The 18,187-nt window shown below is 39.7% G+C and carries 15 protein-coding genes; 9 read left to right on the top strand and 6 right to left on the bottom strand.

Annotated features, from left to right (window positions below):
• Positions 1-151: 151 nt before the first annotated feature.
• The 5 genes from QNJ50_RS08325 to QNJ50_RS08305 all read left to right on the top strand — a co-directional run bounded on the left by QNJ50_RS08325 (position 152) and on the right by QNJ50_RS08305 (position 8,419).
• Positions 152-1,510 (top strand): amino acid permease, encoded by a 1,359-nt coding sequence (locus QNJ50_RS08325; protein ID WP_300633979.1) that lies wholly within the window; start codon positions 152-154, stop codon positions 1,508-1,510.
• A gap of 299 nt (positions 1,511-1,809) precedes the next feature.
• Complete coding sequence (locus QNJ50_RS08320) at positions 1,810-2,463, top strand: class I SAM-dependent methyltransferase (protein ID WP_300633977.1); 654 nt, start codon at positions 1,810-1,812, stop codon at positions 2,461-2,463.
• Between the two features lie 217 nt (positions 2,464-2,680).
• A complete protein-coding gene (locus tag QNJ50_RS08315; RefSeq protein ID WP_300633974.1) occupies positions 2,681-3,328 on the top strand; it encodes a TetR/AcrR family transcriptional regulator in 648 nt (215 codons plus the stop codon).
• A 222-nt stretch (positions 3,329-3,550) separates the two neighbouring features.
• Positions 3,551-4,969, top strand: a complete 1,419-nt coding sequence (locus tag QNJ50_RS08310) for an efflux RND transporter periplasmic adaptor subunit (protein ID WP_300633972.1) — start codon at positions 3,551-3,553, stop codon at positions 4,967-4,969.
• Positions 4,970-5,140: 171 nt separating this feature from the next.
• On the top strand, positions 5,141-8,419 hold the full coding sequence (locus QNJ50_RS08305; RefSeq protein WP_300633970.1) for an efflux RND transporter permease subunit: 3,279 nt from the start codon (positions 5,141-5,143) through the stop codon (positions 8,417-8,419).
• A gap of 75 nt (positions 8,420-8,494) precedes the next feature.
• Here the strand turns inward: QNJ50_RS08305 and QNJ50_RS08300 are convergent, their stop codons facing one another.
• The gene (locus tag QNJ50_RS08300; RefSeq protein ID WP_300633968.1) at positions 8,495-8,743 is read right to left on the bottom strand and encodes a hypothetical protein; all 249 of its coding nucleotides are present in this window, start codon (positions 8,741-8,743) and stop codon (positions 8,495-8,497) included.
• A 355-nt stretch (positions 8,744-9,098) separates the two neighbouring features.
• Between QNJ50_RS08300 and QNJ50_RS08295 the strand changes: the two genes are divergently transcribed.
• From QNJ50_RS08295 to QNJ50_RS08285, 3 genes are all read left to right on the top strand, one after another.
• Entirely contained in the window at positions 9,099-11,399 is a 2,301-nt protein-coding gene (locus tag QNJ50_RS08295) for an NACHT domain-containing NTPase (protein WP_300633966.1), read from the top strand.
• A gap of 122 nt (positions 11,400-11,521) precedes the next feature.
• Positions 11,522-11,833, top strand: coding sequence for a DMT family transporter (locus tag QNJ50_RS08290; RefSeq protein ID WP_300633962.1), 312 nt, complete (start codon positions 11,522-11,524; stop codon positions 11,831-11,833).
• Between the two features lie 607 nt (positions 11,834-12,440).
• The gene (locus QNJ50_RS08285) at positions 12,441-13,538 is read left to right on the top strand and encodes a trypsin-like peptidase domain-containing protein (RefSeq protein WP_300633960.1); all 1,098 of its coding nucleotides are present in this window, start codon (positions 12,441-12,443) and stop codon (positions 13,536-13,538) included.
• A gap of 227 nt (positions 13,539-13,765) precedes the next feature.
• On the opposite strand, the gene QNJ50_RS08280 is transcribed toward QNJ50_RS08285, so the two are convergent.
• From QNJ50_RS08280 to QNJ50_RS08270, 3 genes are all read right to left on the bottom strand, one after another.
• Positions 13,766-14,689 carry an NAD(+) kinase gene (locus QNJ50_RS08280; RefSeq protein ID WP_300633958.1) on the bottom strand — a complete coding sequence of 308 codons (924 nt, stop codon included), beginning with the start codon at positions 14,687-14,689 and terminating at the stop codon, positions 13,766-13,768.
• Between the two features lie 6 nt (positions 14,690-14,695).
• Positions 14,696-15,001: an NADH-quinone oxidoreductase subunit NuoK gene (gene nuoK / locus QNJ50_RS08275; RefSeq protein WP_027841525.1), complete on the bottom strand. Its 306-nt coding sequence runs from the start codon at positions 14,999-15,001 to the stop codon at positions 14,696-14,698.
• A gap of 124 nt (positions 15,002-15,125) precedes the next feature.
• Positions 15,126-15,731 carry an NADH-quinone oxidoreductase subunit J gene (locus QNJ50_RS08270; protein WP_300633953.1) on the bottom strand — a complete coding sequence of 202 codons (606 nt, stop codon included), beginning with the start codon at positions 15,729-15,731 and terminating at the stop codon, positions 15,126-15,128.
• Between the two features lie 128 nt (positions 15,732-15,859).
• On the opposite strand from QNJ50_RS08270, the gene QNJ50_RS08265 reads away from it, so the two are divergent.
• The gene (locus QNJ50_RS08265) at positions 15,860-15,997 is read left to right on the top strand and encodes a hypothetical protein (RefSeq protein ID WP_300633951.1); all 138 of its coding nucleotides are present in this window, start codon (positions 15,860-15,862) and stop codon (positions 15,995-15,997) included.
• 226 nt (positions 15,998-16,223) lie between these two features.
• Here QNJ50_RS08265 and ndhI read toward each other — a convergent pair whose 3' ends face one another.
• Both ndhI and nuoH read right to left on the bottom strand, forming a co-directional pair.
• Positions 16,224-16,805, bottom strand: coding sequence for an NAD(P)H-quinone oxidoreductase subunit I (ndhI, locus tag QNJ50_RS08260; protein WP_300633949.1), 582 nt, complete (start codon positions 16,803-16,805; stop codon positions 16,224-16,226).
• 25 nt (positions 16,806-16,830) lie between these two features.
• Complete coding sequence (nuoH, locus tag QNJ50_RS08255; RefSeq protein WP_300633947.1) at positions 16,831-17,949, bottom strand: NADH-quinone oxidoreductase subunit NuoH; 1,119 nt, start codon at positions 17,947-17,949, stop codon at positions 16,831-16,833.
• Positions 17,950-18,187: the final 238 nt, after the last annotated feature.

Raw genomic sequence — 18,187 nt, 5'->3', positions numbered from 1 at the left:
TGACAAAACAAATTTAAGGGGTGGGTGTGAATGAACCAAAAACTATTGTGCCGAATCAATTGGATTTATGTTCCATTCCTGGGAATTTTTTTATCTAGGTATATAGGAAGTTAGTATCAAACAAAATTCGTCTAATAAGGGTGGTACTAACATGAATGAACTAGATGAAAGTTTTGCAGCTTCTTCAGATTCTAAGCAAGGAAAAGCACCATTACCGGCGCTAGGATTATTGGATGCAGTTGCAATCATTGTCGGTATTGTTATTGGGGTGGGTATTTTTCAAACCCCCTCTCTAGTTGCAGCTAATGTCAACAATTCGGGAATGGCTCTTGGCTTATGGTTTTTGGGTGGCGTTATATCTTTTGTCGGAGCTTTGTGTTTTGCGGAGTTAGCTACAGCATATCCCCATCCAGGAGGTAGTTACTACTATTTACAGCGTGCTTTTGGTTCGTGGATTAGCTTTTTGTTCGCTTGGTCGCGCTTAACTGTCGTCCAAACCGGTTCAATTGCACTTTTAGCCTTTGTATTTGGTGACTATACAGCACAGATATGGGGTTTTGGCAATCGCTCTTCTTCCATATATGCTTGTGTCGCGATTGTAGTATTAACTGGGTTAAATATTGCTGGTATTACCCAAGGAAAGTGGACGCAAAATTGGTTAACAGCAATAAAAATTCTGGGTTTAATCCTAGTGACAATTGTTGGTTTGGGTTTGGCTTTCCGTTTTACTCCTGCACAAGCAACTAGTATCGAGCCATCTTCCAATGATTTAAATTTAGGTTTGGGATTGGTTTTCGTATTGTTGAGTTATGGTGGCTGGAATGAAGCTGCTTTTATCTCCGCAGATTTGAAAAATGCTCAACGCAATATGGTGCGATCGCTCATGTGGAGTATTGGCATCATTACAGCAATTTACTTGTTAATCAACCTGGCTTATATACAGGGTTTGGGAATTGCTGGGATGGAAGCTTCCAAAGCTGTTGCAGCAGATTTGATGCGTCGTGCTTTTGGAGAACCAGGTGCTGCGTTTATTAGTTCATTAATTGCAATTTCTGCTTTAGGTGCACTCAATGCCACAATTTTTACTGGAGGTCGTAGCAGTTATGCTTTGGGTCGTGATTTTCCGTTATTTTCTTTTCTTGGAGGTTTAGGAAATCGTACCAATACACCAATTAATGCATATATAGTTCAAGGAACTTTTGCTTTAGGGTTAGTGATATTAGGAACTCTAACGCGTAAGGGTTTTGAGTCAATGGTAGATTATACCGCTCCAGTTTTCTGGTTCTTTTTTCTACTCTCTGGCTTATCTCTGATCGTATTGAGAATTCGTGAAAAAGCTGTGGATAGAGCTTTCCGGGTTCCTTTTTATCCCATAACACCCATATTATTTTGCATGACTTGTGCTTATTTACTTTACTCTAGTCTTGCTTATACCGGAGTAGGTTCTCTGTTCGGTGTAGGAGTTGTTTTGACTGGAATACCACTACTATTTATATCTTCTCGTCGCTAGCAATTAGTTTATGATTAATGCCAGAATCTTACGGGATGCGTTTAAAAGTTGACTTTATTAAAGATAGTATTTCAGAGGTGCAATTAATTATTTACTTATGACTTCTACAATACTAATTAATAGGGTTAGGACATTTAATTAGTGCTACAACAATGTTCGTGAAGAACGCGGTCTATTGTGTTAGCGGCTAGCTACAGCCTACTATAGGTTACTTATTTATTGCGTACTGTAGGTATTGATATTAGAAGTTACTTCTGACTCCTGAATTCTGAGACAAAACTAAGAAGGAGAAAATTATTATGCATGTACGCCACATTAAGAAGTTAGTTTTTGTCAGTGCTGGGGTATTATCCCTTGGTGTTGTTGGTTGCAAACCAAACGCACAAGCTCAAAATCAAACTACCGAACAAGCATCATCTGCTCCTGTTGTAGAAGTTAAAAAAACTAAAGCTGATGTTCCTTTTGTTCCAACACCAAATGAAGTTGTTGAGCAAATGTTGAAAATGGCTAATGTTTCCAATGGGGATGTTGTTTTTGATTTGGGTAGTGGTGATGGTCGAATTCCTATTACCGCTGTACAAAAATATGCTGCTAAGCGTGCTGTCGGTGTAGAAATTAACCCAGATTTAGTTAAGCAAAGTCGAGAAAATGCGGAAAAAGCTGGTGTTTCCGACCGTGTTGAGTTTTTACAACAAGATTTGTTTAAGACTGATTTGAGGGGTGCAAATGTGGTTACCCTTTACTTACTTCCTGATGTTAACTTAAAGCTCCGACCCAAGTTATTTGAGGAACTTAAACCTGGTACTCGCGTTGTTTCCCATGCTTTTAATATGGGTGACTGGAAACCAGAACGAGAAGAACAGGTAAAGGCTAATAATGGTCGTACATATACGCTTTACCAGTGGACTATCCCTGAGAATATTCCAAATAATTTGCGTTCTTCTCAAAAATAATTGGTAATTGGTAATTGGTCATTGGTCATTGGTCGTTAGTAAATTTTTACTTGATGATTTTTGTACTAACTAGTCCTTTCCTACCTTAAAATTACCTGTAAAAAATATCTCTTCCTCTTCTCACACTTCTCGCACTCACTCAATTAAACAAACTCCTACTACAGTCGCGGGTATTTATTCTCGATTTCCTAACCTATTTGCCAACATACCAACTGGTATGTATGATGTAGTCATACATGTTTATTTTCATGGTATGGCAACATCAAGGCTAATAGAACAAAGAGAAACTAAACAAAAGCTGTTAGAGACAGCGCTTCACTTGATATGGCAAAGTAATTATGATTCGGTCGGAATTGTTCAAATTTGTGCTCAAGCAGGTGTGACAAAAGGTGCTTTTTATCACTACTTTAAGTCAAAGGCTGACTTAGCAACTGCTGCTTTTGAAGAGCATTGGCAACGTGTTAGAGTTGATTTTGACCGAGTTTTTTCATCCCAGAATTCTGCCGTGGAAAGAGTTCACAACTATTGCGATCTAATCATTTCCATGCAGGAGAATAAATTAGCTCAGAGCGGACATGTTGTTGGTTGTCCCTTCATCTCTAGCGGACAAAGTACAACTGAGGATAAACTCAAAAATCTATCTATTGAAATTATTGATCGCATGACCAAATACTTTACTTCTCTTGTTGCTGATGCACAAAGAGAGGGTATTGTCGAGCAAAATCTAGATTCAGTGAAAATAGCTCTTTATATGTATGAATTTGTACAGGGAGTTCTAACCTTAGGAAGAGTTAAAAATGATTTAAAAATTGTTAAAACAGACCTGAGACCTGGGCTTTTAAGAATACTGGGTATTAAAAACTAATTTCTTTAATCTAAATGCCTTTAACCTAAATTTTTTAACCATTGACATACCGACTGGTATGCATAAAATTTTCAAATCTTAATAAATTGCATCCCAAGTAATTAAATGTGAATAAATCAAATATCAATTACTTGAGTATTAATCTTGAGTATTAATAATTCAAGAGTTGACTGTTCAGTTTTAAGTTTTCCTTGCTACCCCCCCATTACCCAACTAAAAACCATGAATGAACTGCAACCATCAGATATTGTTTTAGATAAACAGCCAGAACCTCAGACAGAAACTAACTCAGATAGTTCTTCTGATATTAATTCTTCTGATATTTCTGTGGATGTAAATCAAATAGAACAAAAACAGTCGTCATACCCTACTCAAAAATCAGGAAAGTCTTGGTTATGGATGATGTTATTGTTATCTATTGCGGCTAATGGATTTGCTTTATGGGGTTTTATATCTCCCTTAAAGCAAACGCCAGAACCTATTGCAAATGCAGCGCAAACACCACCACCTCGACCAGTGGAAGTTACCCGATTAGCAAGGGGTAATTCAACGAGAAGGATTCAGCTTTTAGGTCAAGTGGAGTCTCCTCAAAGAGCAACAATTAGGGCGCAAACAGAAGGTGTAATCACCCAAGTATTGAAACAAGCAGGCGATCGCATAACTCCAGGAATGACAATTGCAGTCATTGATGATGCTGATCAAAAGTTAGCCCTATCTCAAGCTCAAGCTCAGCTAGCACAACAGCGAAATAATCTAGCTCGCTTGGAAGTTGGTACTCGACCAGAAATTATTGCTCAACGTCAAGCTGCAGTACGTTCTGCAAAAGCACGGGAACAGGAAGCTATAGATAACTTTCAACGTCAAAGCGAATTAGTCAAAGAAGGTGCGATCGCCGAAAGGGTTTTAGTCCAAGCTCGAACAACAGTTGATGATCGAAGGGGAGAACGATTAGAAGCTGAAGCAGAATTAGCAGAAGCAAAAGCAGGTCCCACCCGGGAAGAAATTGCAGCACAACGGGCGAATATGACTGCAGCAGTAGCAGCGGTGAATCAAGCGAAGTTAGCATTAGAACGTACAAATATCAAAGCAGGTTCCGGTGGAGTTGCTTTGGAAAGACAAGTTAGTCCCGGTGACTATGTAGAAACAGGTGATGAAATTCTTACCTTAGTTGCAGGAGAAAGACTTGATGTTTTCTTGGAGCTACCAGAAAATTTGAGTGGTAGAGTTCCATCGGGAAGTAGAGTTGTATTGACCGCTCGTGCACTTCCACAATGGCAGGGAAATGCCACAATTACAGGTGTAGTACCTTCAGCAGAAGCAGCATCCAGACGACAGCGAGTGAGGGTAAGGTTGGATAATCCACCTCAAGGATTATTACCCGGAATGGCAATCTCAGCGAATTTAGAACTACCTGGAAATACACCAAGTTTTGTTGTTTCCCGCGACGCATTAACCAGAAGACAAAACCAATGGTTTGTATTTGCTGTAGAGAATGGTCAAGCAAAACAGCTTGAGGTAGAAATGGTTGCAGATATGGGCGAACAAGTAGCGATCGCTAGTAATGAGCTACAAAATGGTAAACCCATCGTATTAAAAGGCGGGGATGGACTTAGAGATGGTGCAGCGATCAAGCCTTTGTAGAGATAGGCGATAGGCGATAGGCGATTAGGGATTGGGTATCTATTAATTATTCCTTACTCATTACTCCTTACTCATTACTCCTTACTCCTTACTCCTTACTCCTTACTCCTTACTCATTACTCATTACTCCTCACTCATTACTCATTACTCATTACTCATTACTCCAAACCGATGAACTTCATCAAAACTGCTGTCCGTTGGCGACATGGAACTTTTGTTCTATTCTGTATTTTGGCTTTATTCGGAACTCTATCTTTATTAAACCTACCCCTAGAGTTACGACCGGGTGGAGAACGTCCGGAAATTACTATTACTACTCCTTATTCTGGTGCAAGTCCCACTGAAGTTGAAGAATTAATTACTCGTCCCATTGAAGAAAGATTACAAGAGGTTCAGGGAATACAAGAAGTTACTAGTAGTAGTTCTTCTGGTATTAGCACTATCAACTTAGAATTTAACTGGGATATTGATATCAATCAGCGCTTGGTGGATGTTTTGAATAAACTCCAACAGGTAGAACAACTCCCCGAAGAAGCTGGTGAATCTGATGTAGAGATTGTTAGTGGTAGCAGTAGCCCCATGATGTGGGTAATTCTGACTCCCAAGGAAGGTTTTACTCCTGATGACAACCATTACCGCGACCTAGTTGATGATGTGGTTATTCCTAGGTTTCGACAGGTTCAAGGGGTCGGTCAGTTTCTGATTTCTGGGGGAAGGGAAAGAGAAGTTGAAGTGATTGTTGACCCCAAAGCTTTAGCGGATCGCAATTTGAGAATTGGTGATGTAGTCAATGCGCTGCGTAGTAATAACAGAGATATTCGGGGTGGTCCCTTAGTGTTGGGACGAAGGGAATATCGAGTTCGTACAGTTAGCCGTTCGACAGATGTTAAACAATTAGAAGATTTTATTTTAAGACGGGATGAGTCGGGAACGGTTTATCTTCGAGATGTTGCTCAAGCTCGGATCGGTCGGGGTATTCAAGACCGCGCCTTAATTCGTAATAATGAACCTGCGGTAGCTACAGGAATTATTCGTCAACCTAATGCAAATGTACCAGAAATCTCTAAAGGGATTCGTCAAGCTCTCAAGGATTTAGAAGCTCGATTTGATCGTGAGGGAGAAGGTATTACCTTTGATATCCCCTATGACGAAAATGACTATATTAATGAATCCATCTCCTTTGTCCAAGGTAATTTGATGATGGGGGCTGTCCTTGCAGCTTTAGTATTAGTATTATTTTTGGGTTCGCTGCGAACGGTTGCAGTAATTGCAATTACCATTCCCACTACATTAATCACAGTTTTTATTGTCTTTTCCTTATTAGGGCGATCGCTCAATGTGATTAGCTTAGCTGGGTTAGCTTTTGCTGTGGGGATGGTTGTAGATAATGCGATCGTGGTATTGGAAAATGTCTTTACCCATATGCAACGGGGTAAATCTCCAGTTAAAGCTGCAATCGAAGGAACTCAAGAAGTTGGTGGAGCGATGTTAGCTTCGACTTTAACAACTGTAGCTGTATTTGCTCCGATTATCTTAGTTACAGGTGAAGCGGGACAGTTATTTTTTGATATTGGTATCGCCCTTTCAGCTTCGGTGATGTTTTCTCTGTTTGCTGCATTAACCCTAGTTCCAATGTTGTCGGGATTATTCCTCAATCCAGCAGAAGCAGAACGAATCCTTCAGGGAATGGGAAATAATCAACATGGGAAGGTAAATATAAATCAAATTAAAACTAAAATTAAAACTAAAAACTTACTTGAAAAAGCTGTCATTAAAACCTCAACCGGGTTTCTATTCTTCCAACGCAAGTTAGAGAAGTTTTTACTTTTAACTGTGGGTTGGTCGATTGGTGAAAAACGCAAAGGTAGACGCTTGGTAGTTTTAACAATTCCGATCGCGTTGTTATTTATTAGTTTTCAATTACTCCCACCCGCAGATTATCTACCCGAAGGAAACCGCAATCTAATTTTGTGGTTGTCTGAACCATTCCCTGGAACCAGTATTCCCGAAGCTATCAGACTTTCTCAAGGAGCAAGGGATTTTGTTAGCGAACAACCAGAAGTAATGCGATCGCTATATGTCCATCGCAACGGACTCAGAGCAATTGCAGCTTTTGTTAAACCCGAGGAAGCAACGGGGAGAAAACTCGACGAATTAGTCGATCGCATGCGTGCAGCGAGTAGTAATTTCCCTGGTTATCGTTTTCTCGTTCCTCGACGTGTATCAATTTTCCGAGACCCCGGTAAAGAATTTGAAGTTAACCTGATTGGACAAGACCTGGAACAGTTAAATCAATTGCAGCAAAAATTAATGCAGCAATTAAGGGGACTAACTGGGGTGCAAAATGTCCGTTCTAACTTTGTCACCGGAGCACCAGAACTTCAAGTTGTTCCCAATCGAGAACGTTTAGCAGAAGTGGGACTTTCGGAAGCAGATTTAGGAGCGATCGTCGAAGCTGCATTGGGAGGTTTGCGCGCTTCCGAGTTTACCGACGGTCGTCGAGAGTTAGATGTTACTGTTGAGTTACAAGATACATTCGTTGAAACACCAGAACAACTGCGTCAATTACCTTTAAATATTGGTAATGGTCGCCAAGTGCAACTTGCAGACGTCGCCGATGTCGTCGAAGCTACGGGACCAGATGCAATTAACCATGTGGATTTAGAGCGATCGCTAACTCTCACCGTGCGTTTAGCCCGAGAAGCACCTCTGGGTCAGTTAATCGAACAAACCGAAGAGCAAATTCTCGACCCCCTGCGCCAAACTTTACCAGCAGGTTTTCGCCTCGAACTGGCTGGTTCTGCAGATGTGTTATCGGAAACCTTGTTTCAATTAGGCTCAACTTTTGTTTTATCTTTAGTAATTACCTATTTATTACTAGTCGCCTTATATCGTTCCTTTACCTATCCAGTATTAATTATGGCGACAGTCCCCATGGGTATTACCGGCGCACTTTTAAGTTTGGTAATTGCTAACTCCATTCCTGGGGTAGTGGTTCCCCTAGACATGATTACCGGTTTAGGATTTGTGATTCTTACCGGGATTGTTGTTAACAACGCAATTCTGTTAGTTGACCATGCTTTGCACCTACAAAAAGAAGGCAAAGATTATGATACTTCCCTTTATTTGTCAGTAAAAGACCGTCTGCGTCCCATCTTTATGTCTGCTGGGACTAGTGTGTTAGGAATGTTACCTTTGGCTGTAATTCCTGGGAAAGGTGCAGAACTCTATCAAGGATTGGGAATTGTGCTTACTGGTGGTTTAGCATTTTCTACAATTTTGACCCCAACTGTTGTACCTGCATTAATGGGTTTACTACGTGATTTTTCTGATGGCAAGCCGCCCCAAGCAAGTAAGAATGAAGAAAGTTTTGAGTTAGTTATTGCAAATCATAAAGGTAATGCCGATGGGAAGATGAGTACCCCATTAAGTAGAATAGATCGCAAGTAACATCAAGTTTGGTTGATTAGTTGCAAAATAATCTGTTGGTAATTGCGTTTTAGCACTTGAGTGCAACTACCAACTTTAATTTCGTTCATTTTTATTTGACTCCAGTAGATCCGTTCCTTTACTACCCAGCAACCCAAATATCGCACCACAACCAGTTTGCCAAGTTGCAATGCAATTTTCTAGTATGCGTTGTTGTGGTTCTGTTAATTCTTGCTGTGATGCTAACAATATAGAAGTTACACCGGAAAGTAGGGTAATTGCCAGTGTTGCAGAAAAAACTAGCTGGAATACTCTGTTAATTTTTACTTTGTTCTTATTGCTCATTAATGTCTTGGTAACTCTTACTTATCAATATGCATTAGAGGTGTCGTTAGAGGTGTCGTTAGAGGTGTCGTTAGGTGTCGTTGAATGTCGCTGTAACTTATGATTTTGTATTAGTTGTGTCTTACTCTAAATGAGAGTTAGATATTAAAAATTTAAGTATAAAAAACTAATTAATTTGGGTAAAAGTATAAAAAATGCATTCATAAAATACTGTAAAAGACATAAATTAAGGATTTAAGTCTTCATACTGAGTTATTTAAACACTTTCTTAATAAAATCTTTATTAATAAAATATCTAAGTAGAGTCATTCAAATATTTTCATCAAATTCATTTAGTTAATGGATAGATTAGTTCATGGCTAGAGGTTTCAAAGCATCACCAGAAGGGATTGAAAAAGCAAATAAGGCTTTACGCCGTAATGAACTAACTCAAACAGCTTTAGCAGAATCTTTGGAAAAACATCGCTCAACGATCAACAAATTTTTTAACCGTAAAACTGTAGATCGCTACATTTTTGAAGAAATTTGCGACAAACTTAATCTGAAGTGGAATGAAATATGTGAACCTCAAAATAATTTCCCCGACATCGATACTTTAGTGCAGGATATAAGACAAAAGATAAAGGCTGATATTGAACAATCTTGCGGTACCATAAGGGTTTTGGACATGACCCAGCCAATTGATTTAGGTAGTATTTATACTCAAGTCAACATTCTGGAGAAAATTACAGGGCGTAGGCGACTTGAATTAAAGAAGCTTTCAGAAGACTTAAACTTGGAAAATTTTGACCGCTTTTGCTTGAATAAAGTGAAAGAGGAGCGACTAGAAGGATTGAAAGCGGTACAAGATTACAAAAAGTTGATGGTATTGGGTAAGCCGGGAGCAGGAAAAACTACCTTCCTTAAATACTTATCAATGCAGTGCAGCACAGGAGGTTTACTGAAAAATTACGTCCCTATATTTATTCCCCTCAAGCAATTCGCGGAAACACAAGACGAACCTGGTTTGCTGGATTATATTTCTAAGTGGTTAGATAAATGTGGGGTGACAGAAGCTCCAACCAAAGTACAGCAAATATTGAAAGCAGGTCGAGCATTGGTGTTGCTGGATGGTTTAGATGAAGTTCGAGAAGAAGATAGCGTTCGCATCATTACGCAAATTCAAGAGTTTTCCCAGCAATTTAACTCGTCTCAATTTGTTATAACCTGTCGTATTGCAGCTAGAGAGTATACGTTTACTCAATTTACTGAGGTAGAAGTCGCTGATTTTGAAGATGAGCAAATTCAGAAATTTGCTAACTGCTGGTTTGAAATAAAAAGATTGGATTATGCCAATGATTTTATCCAACAACTGGAAGAGGATCCGCAGATCAAAGAATTAGCAACCAGTCCTTTATTGTTAACTCTTCTTTGTCTAGAATTTGAAGACTCTAGAAATTTTCCTAAGGACCGTGCTGAGTTGTACAAACGAGCAACTGAAACTCTACTTCGAAAATGGGATGATAAACGCCAAATTTACCGACAACAGGTCTACAAGCAACTTTTTGTAAAACGAAAGGAAGATTTGCTCAGTCAGGTTGCTTTTAACACCTTTAGTGAGAAAAAATATTTTTTCAAGCAAAGAATTGTAGAAAATTACATTGCTGATTACATCAGTAATTTACCAGACGCACCAACTGAAACTGAAAAGTTGCATCTTGATAGTGAAGCAGTCTTGAAATCTATCGAAGCTCAACATGGATTACTTGTAGAACGCGCAATAGGTATATATTCATTTTCTCATTTGACGTTTCAAGAATACTTTACGGCAAGAAAAATTGTTAGTCAGCAAACACTATCAGATTTGGTCAAGCATATTACAGAAAAACGTTGGCGAGAAGTTTTTGTGCTGACATCAGGGATGCTATCCAATACAAATGAACTGTTAAAGTTAATTAAACAGCAAGTAGATAGAATATTAGTAATAGACGAAAAGGTGCAGGAATTTCTTGCTTGGGTTAGTAGAAAAGCTAGTTCTGTGAAAACAAGCCACAAACCAGCTGTAGTTAGAGCTTGTTATCTTAACCTAAGCCTTAACCTGAACCTCAATCTCAATCAATATCCCAGATTCAACCTCACTCGAGATCTTAGTTGCTACCTCAATCGAGACCTTATTCGAGACTTTAGCCAAGATTTCAGGCTTAATCTCAGTCAAAACCTCAAGAAGGACCTCAGTCGATATCTTAGTCCAGACCTGAGTCAAGATCTTAGCCCAGAACTCAGACGAGACCTAAGCATCTACCTAAATCGAGACCTGAGTCAAGATCTCAACAGATATATTGAGCTTGAGATTACTAAAGGATTGAGTGAAGCATTACAAGATTTGAAAAAGCAATTACCACAGGAAGACAACGATACGGAAACAATTATGTATTGGTGGCTTGAGCACGGTCAATCTTGGTCAAATCAATTGAGAAATGTAATGATTAAGCATCGTGATATTGCACATAAATGGGAGTTCAATGAAGAAGAAAAGAAAAATCTTGAAAAGTACCTTAATGCCAATAATCTACTATTAGATTGCTTAGATAATGGCTATGTCACCCGTGCCGTCAGAGAAGAAATTGAGTCAACTTTGTATTTACCCTTCGAGCAAGTAAAAAATCAATTTCAATAAAAATGTAGATTGTAGGGTGCCGTACCACACTATCAACTCTAATTTTTTTATTTGCCGTTTTATCTATTCGCAGCACAAATCATTTTAGCGAATCAATCTTTTCGCCTTTTTGATGGCAATGGATGTTAATTTATGGAGCAATAATTGTTGGATTTGGTCAAACATTTTGGTTTAAAGGCTTAAAGAAATTTAGTAGTTCCATGATTGCGATCGCCGGAGCATTTAACCCAATTGCAGCAATTTTTGCAGCTTATGTTATTTTGCGAGAAATACCTACTCCCGCTCAATTAATTGGCGGTACGATTATTTTATTTGGAATTATATTGAGCTATTTTGGCAATTGGTCTCAAAGCTTAAACACTGTAACCGTTAATCAAAATATCCAAAGATTACACCCCCAAAAATTAACTATACATAACCCAAAATCTTTTTAGAGGATATCTGGAAAATCATATTATTATTTTTGGGACACAGATCCACCTATAATCGCCATCCCCGGCTAACCTTCACTATTGAAGAAAAAGTTTATAGAAAACTCAGTCGATTCTCATATACTGCTAAGCTTGAATACCTATAATCACATCATAGGCAGCAGTTATTTGAAGAGTAATTTATGTCAAAAACATTTATTAAAGTTACAAAATATACTATAACGTAATAATTTTAAGACACTAGTACCGTTGCGCTGACACTTTTGTGTCATATTTGCTTGTAAAACTAAAAGTAATAAGTCTTAAACAATTTTAAATGCAAACTCCTGAATTTAAGCACAATATTGAATTCTGCTAATTTTTTTTCAAATTATGTCATTTTTGTAAATAATTCACACATTAAAAAATAATTCACACATCAAAAAACTACACACCAAACATCCACAAATCAAAGTATTTTAATTTGCACTTAGTCATCCAAAGTAACATAAAAAATCTTGATATATCGCAACTAACAGTGAATAAACAAGAATAGTCAACTCTCAACTGATAACTGTTAACTGCTAACTGTTAACTGCTAACTGTTAACTGATAACTGAAATAAAAACCCATGGCTCCCAAATTCTCCTTACCACAAACACTCACTCTTGCATCCGTATTTGTTACTGGAGCAGCTTTTAGTTTACCAGTAACTCAACTTTTACCTACAATTGCCCAACCACAACAGTCCGTTGCTCAGTTAAATACAACACAGGGAGTACCTTCTAACTTTATTGCAACAGCAGTAGAGAAAACTGGTCCAGCAGTTGTAAGAATTGATTCTGGTGGAACAAGGCTTGGAAGACGAAGCGGTCGTAGAGGTCAGCGTGGTGTTGGTTCAGGTTTTATCATTGATTCAAACGGTACATTACTAACCAATGCCCATGTTGTTGATGGCACTAGTAGAGTTAGAGTAACTCTAAGTGATGGTCGCAGTTTTAACGGACGAGTTTTAGGTAGAGACAAACTAACAGATTTGGCTGTAGTCAAAATTTCTGCCAATAATCTACCAAGTGTACAGTTAGGAAATTCTGACACCTTGAAACCAGGGGAATGGGCGATCGCAATTGGTAATCCCCTTGGTTTAGACAATTCCGTAACTGCAGGTATCATAAGTGGAACAGGACGTTCTAGTGGCTTAGTTGGTACTCCAGATAAACGTCTCCGCTTCATTCAAACCGATGCTGCAATCAATCCAGGAAATTCTGGTGGACCACTGTTAAATCAAAGAGGCGAAGTAATAGGTATTAATACAGCAATTATTGGACGCGCCCAGGGATTAGGATTTGCAATTCCCATCAACAGAGCCCGTACCATCGCCAATCAGTTAATTGCTGGCGAACAGGTTCAACATCCCTACCTAGGAATTAGTATGGCTACACTGACACCGGGCGTTGTAGAAGATTTGACCCAAGAGGTAAACCTGCGGGTCACAGCTAATGAAGGGGTTTTAATTTTAGATGTCGCCAGTAACTCTCCCGCAGCAAGAGCTGGTTTGAGAACAGGCGATGTAATTCAGCAAATTGATGGTAGAAGAGTTACAACCGCAGATCAGCTACAACAGCAGGTAGAAAAAACTTCCGTTGGCGGTAATGTCGATTTAGAAGTGAACCGCAACGGTCGCAACTTGAATATTAACGTTATACCCGGTCAGTTTCCGGTTTCGTAGAGGGATTGGGGATTAGCGACTGGCGATTGGGTAATGGGTAATTGGTAATTGGTAATTGGTAATTGGTAATTGGTAATTTCTTTCTTCCCAATCGCTAATACCTATATGGCTGACGCCACGCAATAACTATAGCTGCGCTACCTACGGATCCGTTACGCAATACTTACAGTACGCTTCCGCTAGCCGCTAGGCGCTAACGCTAATACCTAATCCCCAATCCCCAACCCCTAATTCACATGATTCCTGCTGTTGTAGCGCACTCTTGTACCTGCCCAAAGCAGTTTCTCACGTAACGTCTGATAATAGGAATAGTTTTCACGTAAAATAATAAACTTAGCCCGACAATCTGCCATACGTACATCTACCCGATGTCCCGGCCAAATCGAAGTCGCCAGTATGCTATCCGTCCACAACTTAGTACTCAAATCGTAATCACCTAATGGCCAAATACTAACAACAGAGCCAGGAGGTAATACAATTGGGCGACTGGAAAGACTCATGGGACAAATAGGCGTGATAGTGAGCGCTTCCATACCATCATGCATAATTGGACCATTAGCAGAAACCGTATAACCAGTTGAACCAGTAGGAGTAGAAATTATCAGCCCATCTCCTTGATACTGGTCAACTATTTCCCCATCGATTTCCATTTCCAAAACCGATGTAATCATTCGGTCGGCAGATGCAGGTTTAATACAAATTTCATTTAAAGCCAAATAACGCTCTGTTACTGGTTCTAAATGATTACCTTGTCCTTCATAGACCGCAGAATACAACATCATTCGCCGTTGTATGGCATAGCGGTCATCCGATAATCTATCCCAAACTTCTTCTGTGTTCTGAAATTCTTCAACGGATTCTGTTAAAAATCCCAAATGACCTCCCACATTTACGGCCAAAATAGGAATGCCAGCCGGGGCTAAATGTCTGGCTCCAGTTAAAACCGTACCATCACCGCCAAGCACAACTGCCAAGTCTATTGATTGGGTTGCTGATGCCAAAAATACCGGATAGGGATTATCCTTTGGTCCACTCGGTCCAATCATGACTTGACAGTGGCGTTCTTCCAATTGGGAGGCACACTTTTCTGCCCAGCGTTTAGCTTGGGAATCCCGTGCCTTGTAGGCAATAATTACCTGCTTTAGGTCCACCTAAAATTACCACTTAAGGAGATTAAACTGCTCCATATCAACAGTATCGCGGTTGCGATAAATTGCAAGTACAATCGCCAAACCAACCGCTGCTTCTGCAGCAGCTACGGTAATCACAAATACTGTAAATACCTGACCCTTAATTGCATCAGAATCCATGAAATTGGAAAATGCCATTAAGTTGAGATTGACCGCATTTAACAGCAGTTCGATAGACATCAGGACTCGTACGGCATTACGGCTTGTAATTAAACCGTAAATTCCGATGCAAAATAACGCTGCTGCAAGTAATAAGAAATACTCAAGTTGCATGAATTTTGATGTTGTTGTGATTTCTCTGTCAGTTTCTTTATTGGTTATCTGTCCAGCAATTGCTAACTCGAAATAATGCTAACAGTCAATGCTAACAATCAGGCTAACAATTTTTAACTAAATATTACTCATTTTCGCTACTAGCAGAGAATAATTCTCTAGAGCGTTCTGGTAAAGTTAAAACTGTCTGTTGAGTGTCAGAAGGTAATTGTTCTGGCAAGTACTCACGACGTGCCAAGATAATTGCACCTACCATGGCAATCAAAAGTAATACAGAAGCGAGTTCAAAAGGTAATAAATAATCGCTGAAGAAATGTTCGCCAATTAAAATTGCAGTACTACCTACGGAAGTCACAGATGATGATGAGACCCAAGGTGTAGCTAAAATCATCACACCTAACAAAGCAAATAATCCCAGGCTGACGATTGCAGTTAGTACTTTGCGTACCCAAGCATTAGGAAGGGGTGCAAAATCTTCCCGTTTGTTCACCAACATGATGGCAAATAAAATCAGGACATTAACAGCACCAACATAAATTAGTAGCTGAGCTGCAGCAACGAAATCGGCATTTAGCAACAGGTACATTCCTGCAATGCTAATAAAAACACCTCCAAGCATAAAGGCTGAATAAACAATATTTTCAAACAACACTACACCGAGTGCTGCACCAATCATCATTGCAGCCAAAATGCCAAATGAAACAAGTTGTACTCCTTGGGCGAGGTTCACTTTTTAGGTCCTTTACTTATTTGTTAGTTATCAAACTACCGCTACGCGGAAATCATTAGCGCAAGCGTGTCCATAGGACATAAGTCATTAGCGCCTAGCGGTTAGCAGCTCGTGTAAGCGCGCCCTGCGTGACGTTAGTCAGAGGCTTTGCCGACGCCGCAGGCTCTAGCGTACCGGATCCGCAAGGTAGCAGTTCCGTAGGTAGCGCAGCTATAGCTAGAGGCAAAGACGCACCTTACGGTGAACGCCGTCGCCGCAGGCTCTAGGTATTGCGTGTCCGTAGGACATAACTAAAAATATGTCCTGCGAATATGTAATACATACGGTACGCAACCGCTATTTGCGAACATTGGTATGCACAACTTTTTTTGATTTGCTTTGCTTTTGATTTACTTGGCTTTTGATTTATAGTTAATGGTCAGTTCATAGGATCTGAAAACGCTATCTAATTATCTAACAGATCGCTCCGACTAAGACTGACCACTAACTAGTTTATTTTTCCTGTTCTACAAGGTCTTCTGGGCGATCACCAGCACGTTGTACATCAGCAGGAAGGTCATGTGGATCCATCACACCCTTAGGTAAGTAAGCTAATTGGCGTAATGGTGTGACCATTGGGTCATCAGTGACTTTATAGGGTAAACGACCAAGCGCTACGTTGTCGTAATTTAATTCGTGACGATCGTAGGTCGCCATTTCATATTCTTCTGTCATCGACAAACAATTAGTCGGACAGTATTCCACGCAATTACCACAGAAAATACAAACACCAAAATCAATACTGTAGTGTTTTAGTTCTTTCTTTTTACTTGCTTTGTCAAATTTCCAATCTACTACCGGTAGGTTAATTGGACAAACGCGGACGCAGACTTCGCACGCAATACACTTGTCAAATTCAAAGTGAATTCTACCCCGAAACCGTTCGCTGGGAATCAGTTTCTCGTAAGGATACTGAACGGTTACAGGACGACGACTCATATGGTCGAAGGTTACAGATAAACCCTCACCAATATAACGTCCGGCTTGTACCGCTTCTTTACCGTAATCAACTACTTGTTTGAGGAACTTCAGCATAGTGTCTCTCTCTTTAACTTTCCCTTTAACCGCCAAAAGCTACAGGAAAGGCTAATTTTAGAGCTGCTGTGATGAGCAAATTAACCAAACCAATTGGTAGCAAAAACTTCCATCCTAAATCTAGCAATTGATCGATCCGAACGCGGGGTACTGTCCACCGCAATAAAATTGCTATAAATACTAGAAAATAAGCTTTGAGTACTGTCATGGTGATACCCAATGAAGCGGTAATCACCTGCAGAAGAGGATTTGTTTCGCTGACACCTAACCAGCCAGCTACAAGATTAATAGGAACTGGGAAATCCCAACCACCCAAGAATAAAATTGATACTAATAACGCAGAAAGTACGAGGTTGACATAGGAACTCAAGTAAAACAGGGCAAATTTCATCCCTGAATACTCGGTTTGATAACCTGCAACGATTTCTTCCTCTGCTTCCGGTAAGTCAAAAGGCATCCGCTCACATTCAGCAAGAGCGGCAATCCAAAAGATAATAAAACCTACTGGTTGTCGCCATACATTCCAACCTAATATACCGTAACCTGATTGTTGATTGACGATATCAATGGTGCTCAAGCTATTGGACATCATCACAACCGCAAGCACCGCTAATGCTAAGGGAATTTCGTAGCTAATGGACTGCGCAGCAGCTCGCAATCCTCCCAACAAAGAGTATTTATTGTTTGAAGCGTAGCCAGCCATTAACAGGCCAATTGGCTGAATGCTTGATAATGCAATCCACAAAAATACTCCAGTGCCTATATCTGTAATTACCAGATTTTGTCCAAACGGCACGATTAAATATGACAGAAATACAGGTAGCACAACGATAATCGGACCCAGTGTAAATAATAATGGGTCAGACTTCGCCGGCACTATATCTTCTTTGAAAACAAGCTTTAAGCCATCGGCTACAGGAGCAAGTAAGCCTAATGGACCAATGTATTCCGGACCAATTCTTTGCTGGGCGGCAGCAGAAATTTTCCGCTCCAACCAAACACAGGTTAGTACTCCCACTGTTGCCCCAATAATCATTAATATCATTGGCAGTGGCATCCAAACTGCTTTGGCTGTTCCTGCGGGTAGTCCTAAATCCTTGAGGGATTCTATAAAAGTTCCTTGGAGATCGATTCCTGGATTCATGTTTCCTTTATTTATTTCATCCGATCGCAGTCATTTACAACTACTAGTTGTATTAATACCTGTAAACGCCCCAGCAAATATCTTGTTGCCAAGATGATATTTTACTAAATATCTGAATTTGTACCCGCCTCCCATGCTTAGTATATACTTGGATCTTTTTCCAACTCATATAAACAGAAGCATTTTTGCTTATAGTATGAATTACCATAAGCTAACTATGCTCTTGGATAATAGCAAT

Source organism: Mastigocoleus sp. MO_188.B34 (assembly GCF_030065675.1).
GTDB lineage: Bacteria > Cyanobacteriota > Cyanobacteriia > Cyanobacteriales > Nostocaceae > Mastigocoleus.
This window is presented reverse-complemented; position numbering and strand designations above follow the sequence as displayed.

Bases quoted from the DNA above. Each gene is read 5' to 3' on its own strand.
- QNJ50_RS08325 (WP_300633979.1), top strand. From the start codon at position 152: ATGAATGAACTAGATGAAAGTTTTGCAGCTTCTTCAGATTCTAAGCAA.
- QNJ50_RS08320 (WP_300633977.1), top strand. From the start codon at position 1,810: ATGCATGTACGCCACATTAAGAAGTTAGTTTTTGTCAGTGCTGGGGTA.
- ndhI (WP_300633949.1), bottom strand. From the start codon at position 16,805: ATGCTGAAGTTCCTCAAACAAGTAGTTGATTACGGTAAAGAAGCGGTA.
- nuoH (WP_300633947.1), bottom strand. From the start codon at position 17,949: ATGAATCCAGGAATCGATCTCCAAGGAACTTTTATAGAATCCCTCAAG.
- nuoK (WP_027841525.1), bottom strand. From the start codon at position 15,001: ATGCAACTTGAGTATTTCTTATTACTTGCAGCAGCGTTATTTTGCATC.
- QNJ50_RS08300 (WP_300633968.1), bottom strand. From the start codon at position 8,743: ATGAGCAATAAGAACAAAGTAAAAATTAACAGAGTATTCCAGCTAGTT.
- QNJ50_RS08285 (WP_300633960.1), top strand. From the start codon at position 12,441: ATGGCTCCCAAATTCTCCTTACCACAAACACTCACTCTTGCATCCGTA.
- QNJ50_RS08315 (WP_300633974.1), top strand. From the start codon at position 2,681: ATGTATGATGTAGTCATACATGTTTATTTTCATGGTATGGCAACATCA.
- QNJ50_RS08295 (WP_300633966.1), top strand. From the start codon at position 9,099: ATGGCTAGAGGTTTCAAAGCATCACCAGAAGGGATTGAAAAAGCAAAT.
- QNJ50_RS08305 (WP_300633970.1), top strand. From the start codon at position 5,141: ATGAACTTCATCAAAACTGCTGTCCGTTGGCGACATGGAACTTTTGTT.
- QNJ50_RS08310 (WP_300633972.1), top strand. From the start codon at position 3,551: ATGAATGAACTGCAACCATCAGATATTGTTTTAGATAAACAGCCAGAA.
- QNJ50_RS08290 (WP_300633962.1), top strand. From the start codon at position 11,522: ATGTTAATTTATGGAGCAATAATTGTTGGATTTGGTCAAACATTTTGG.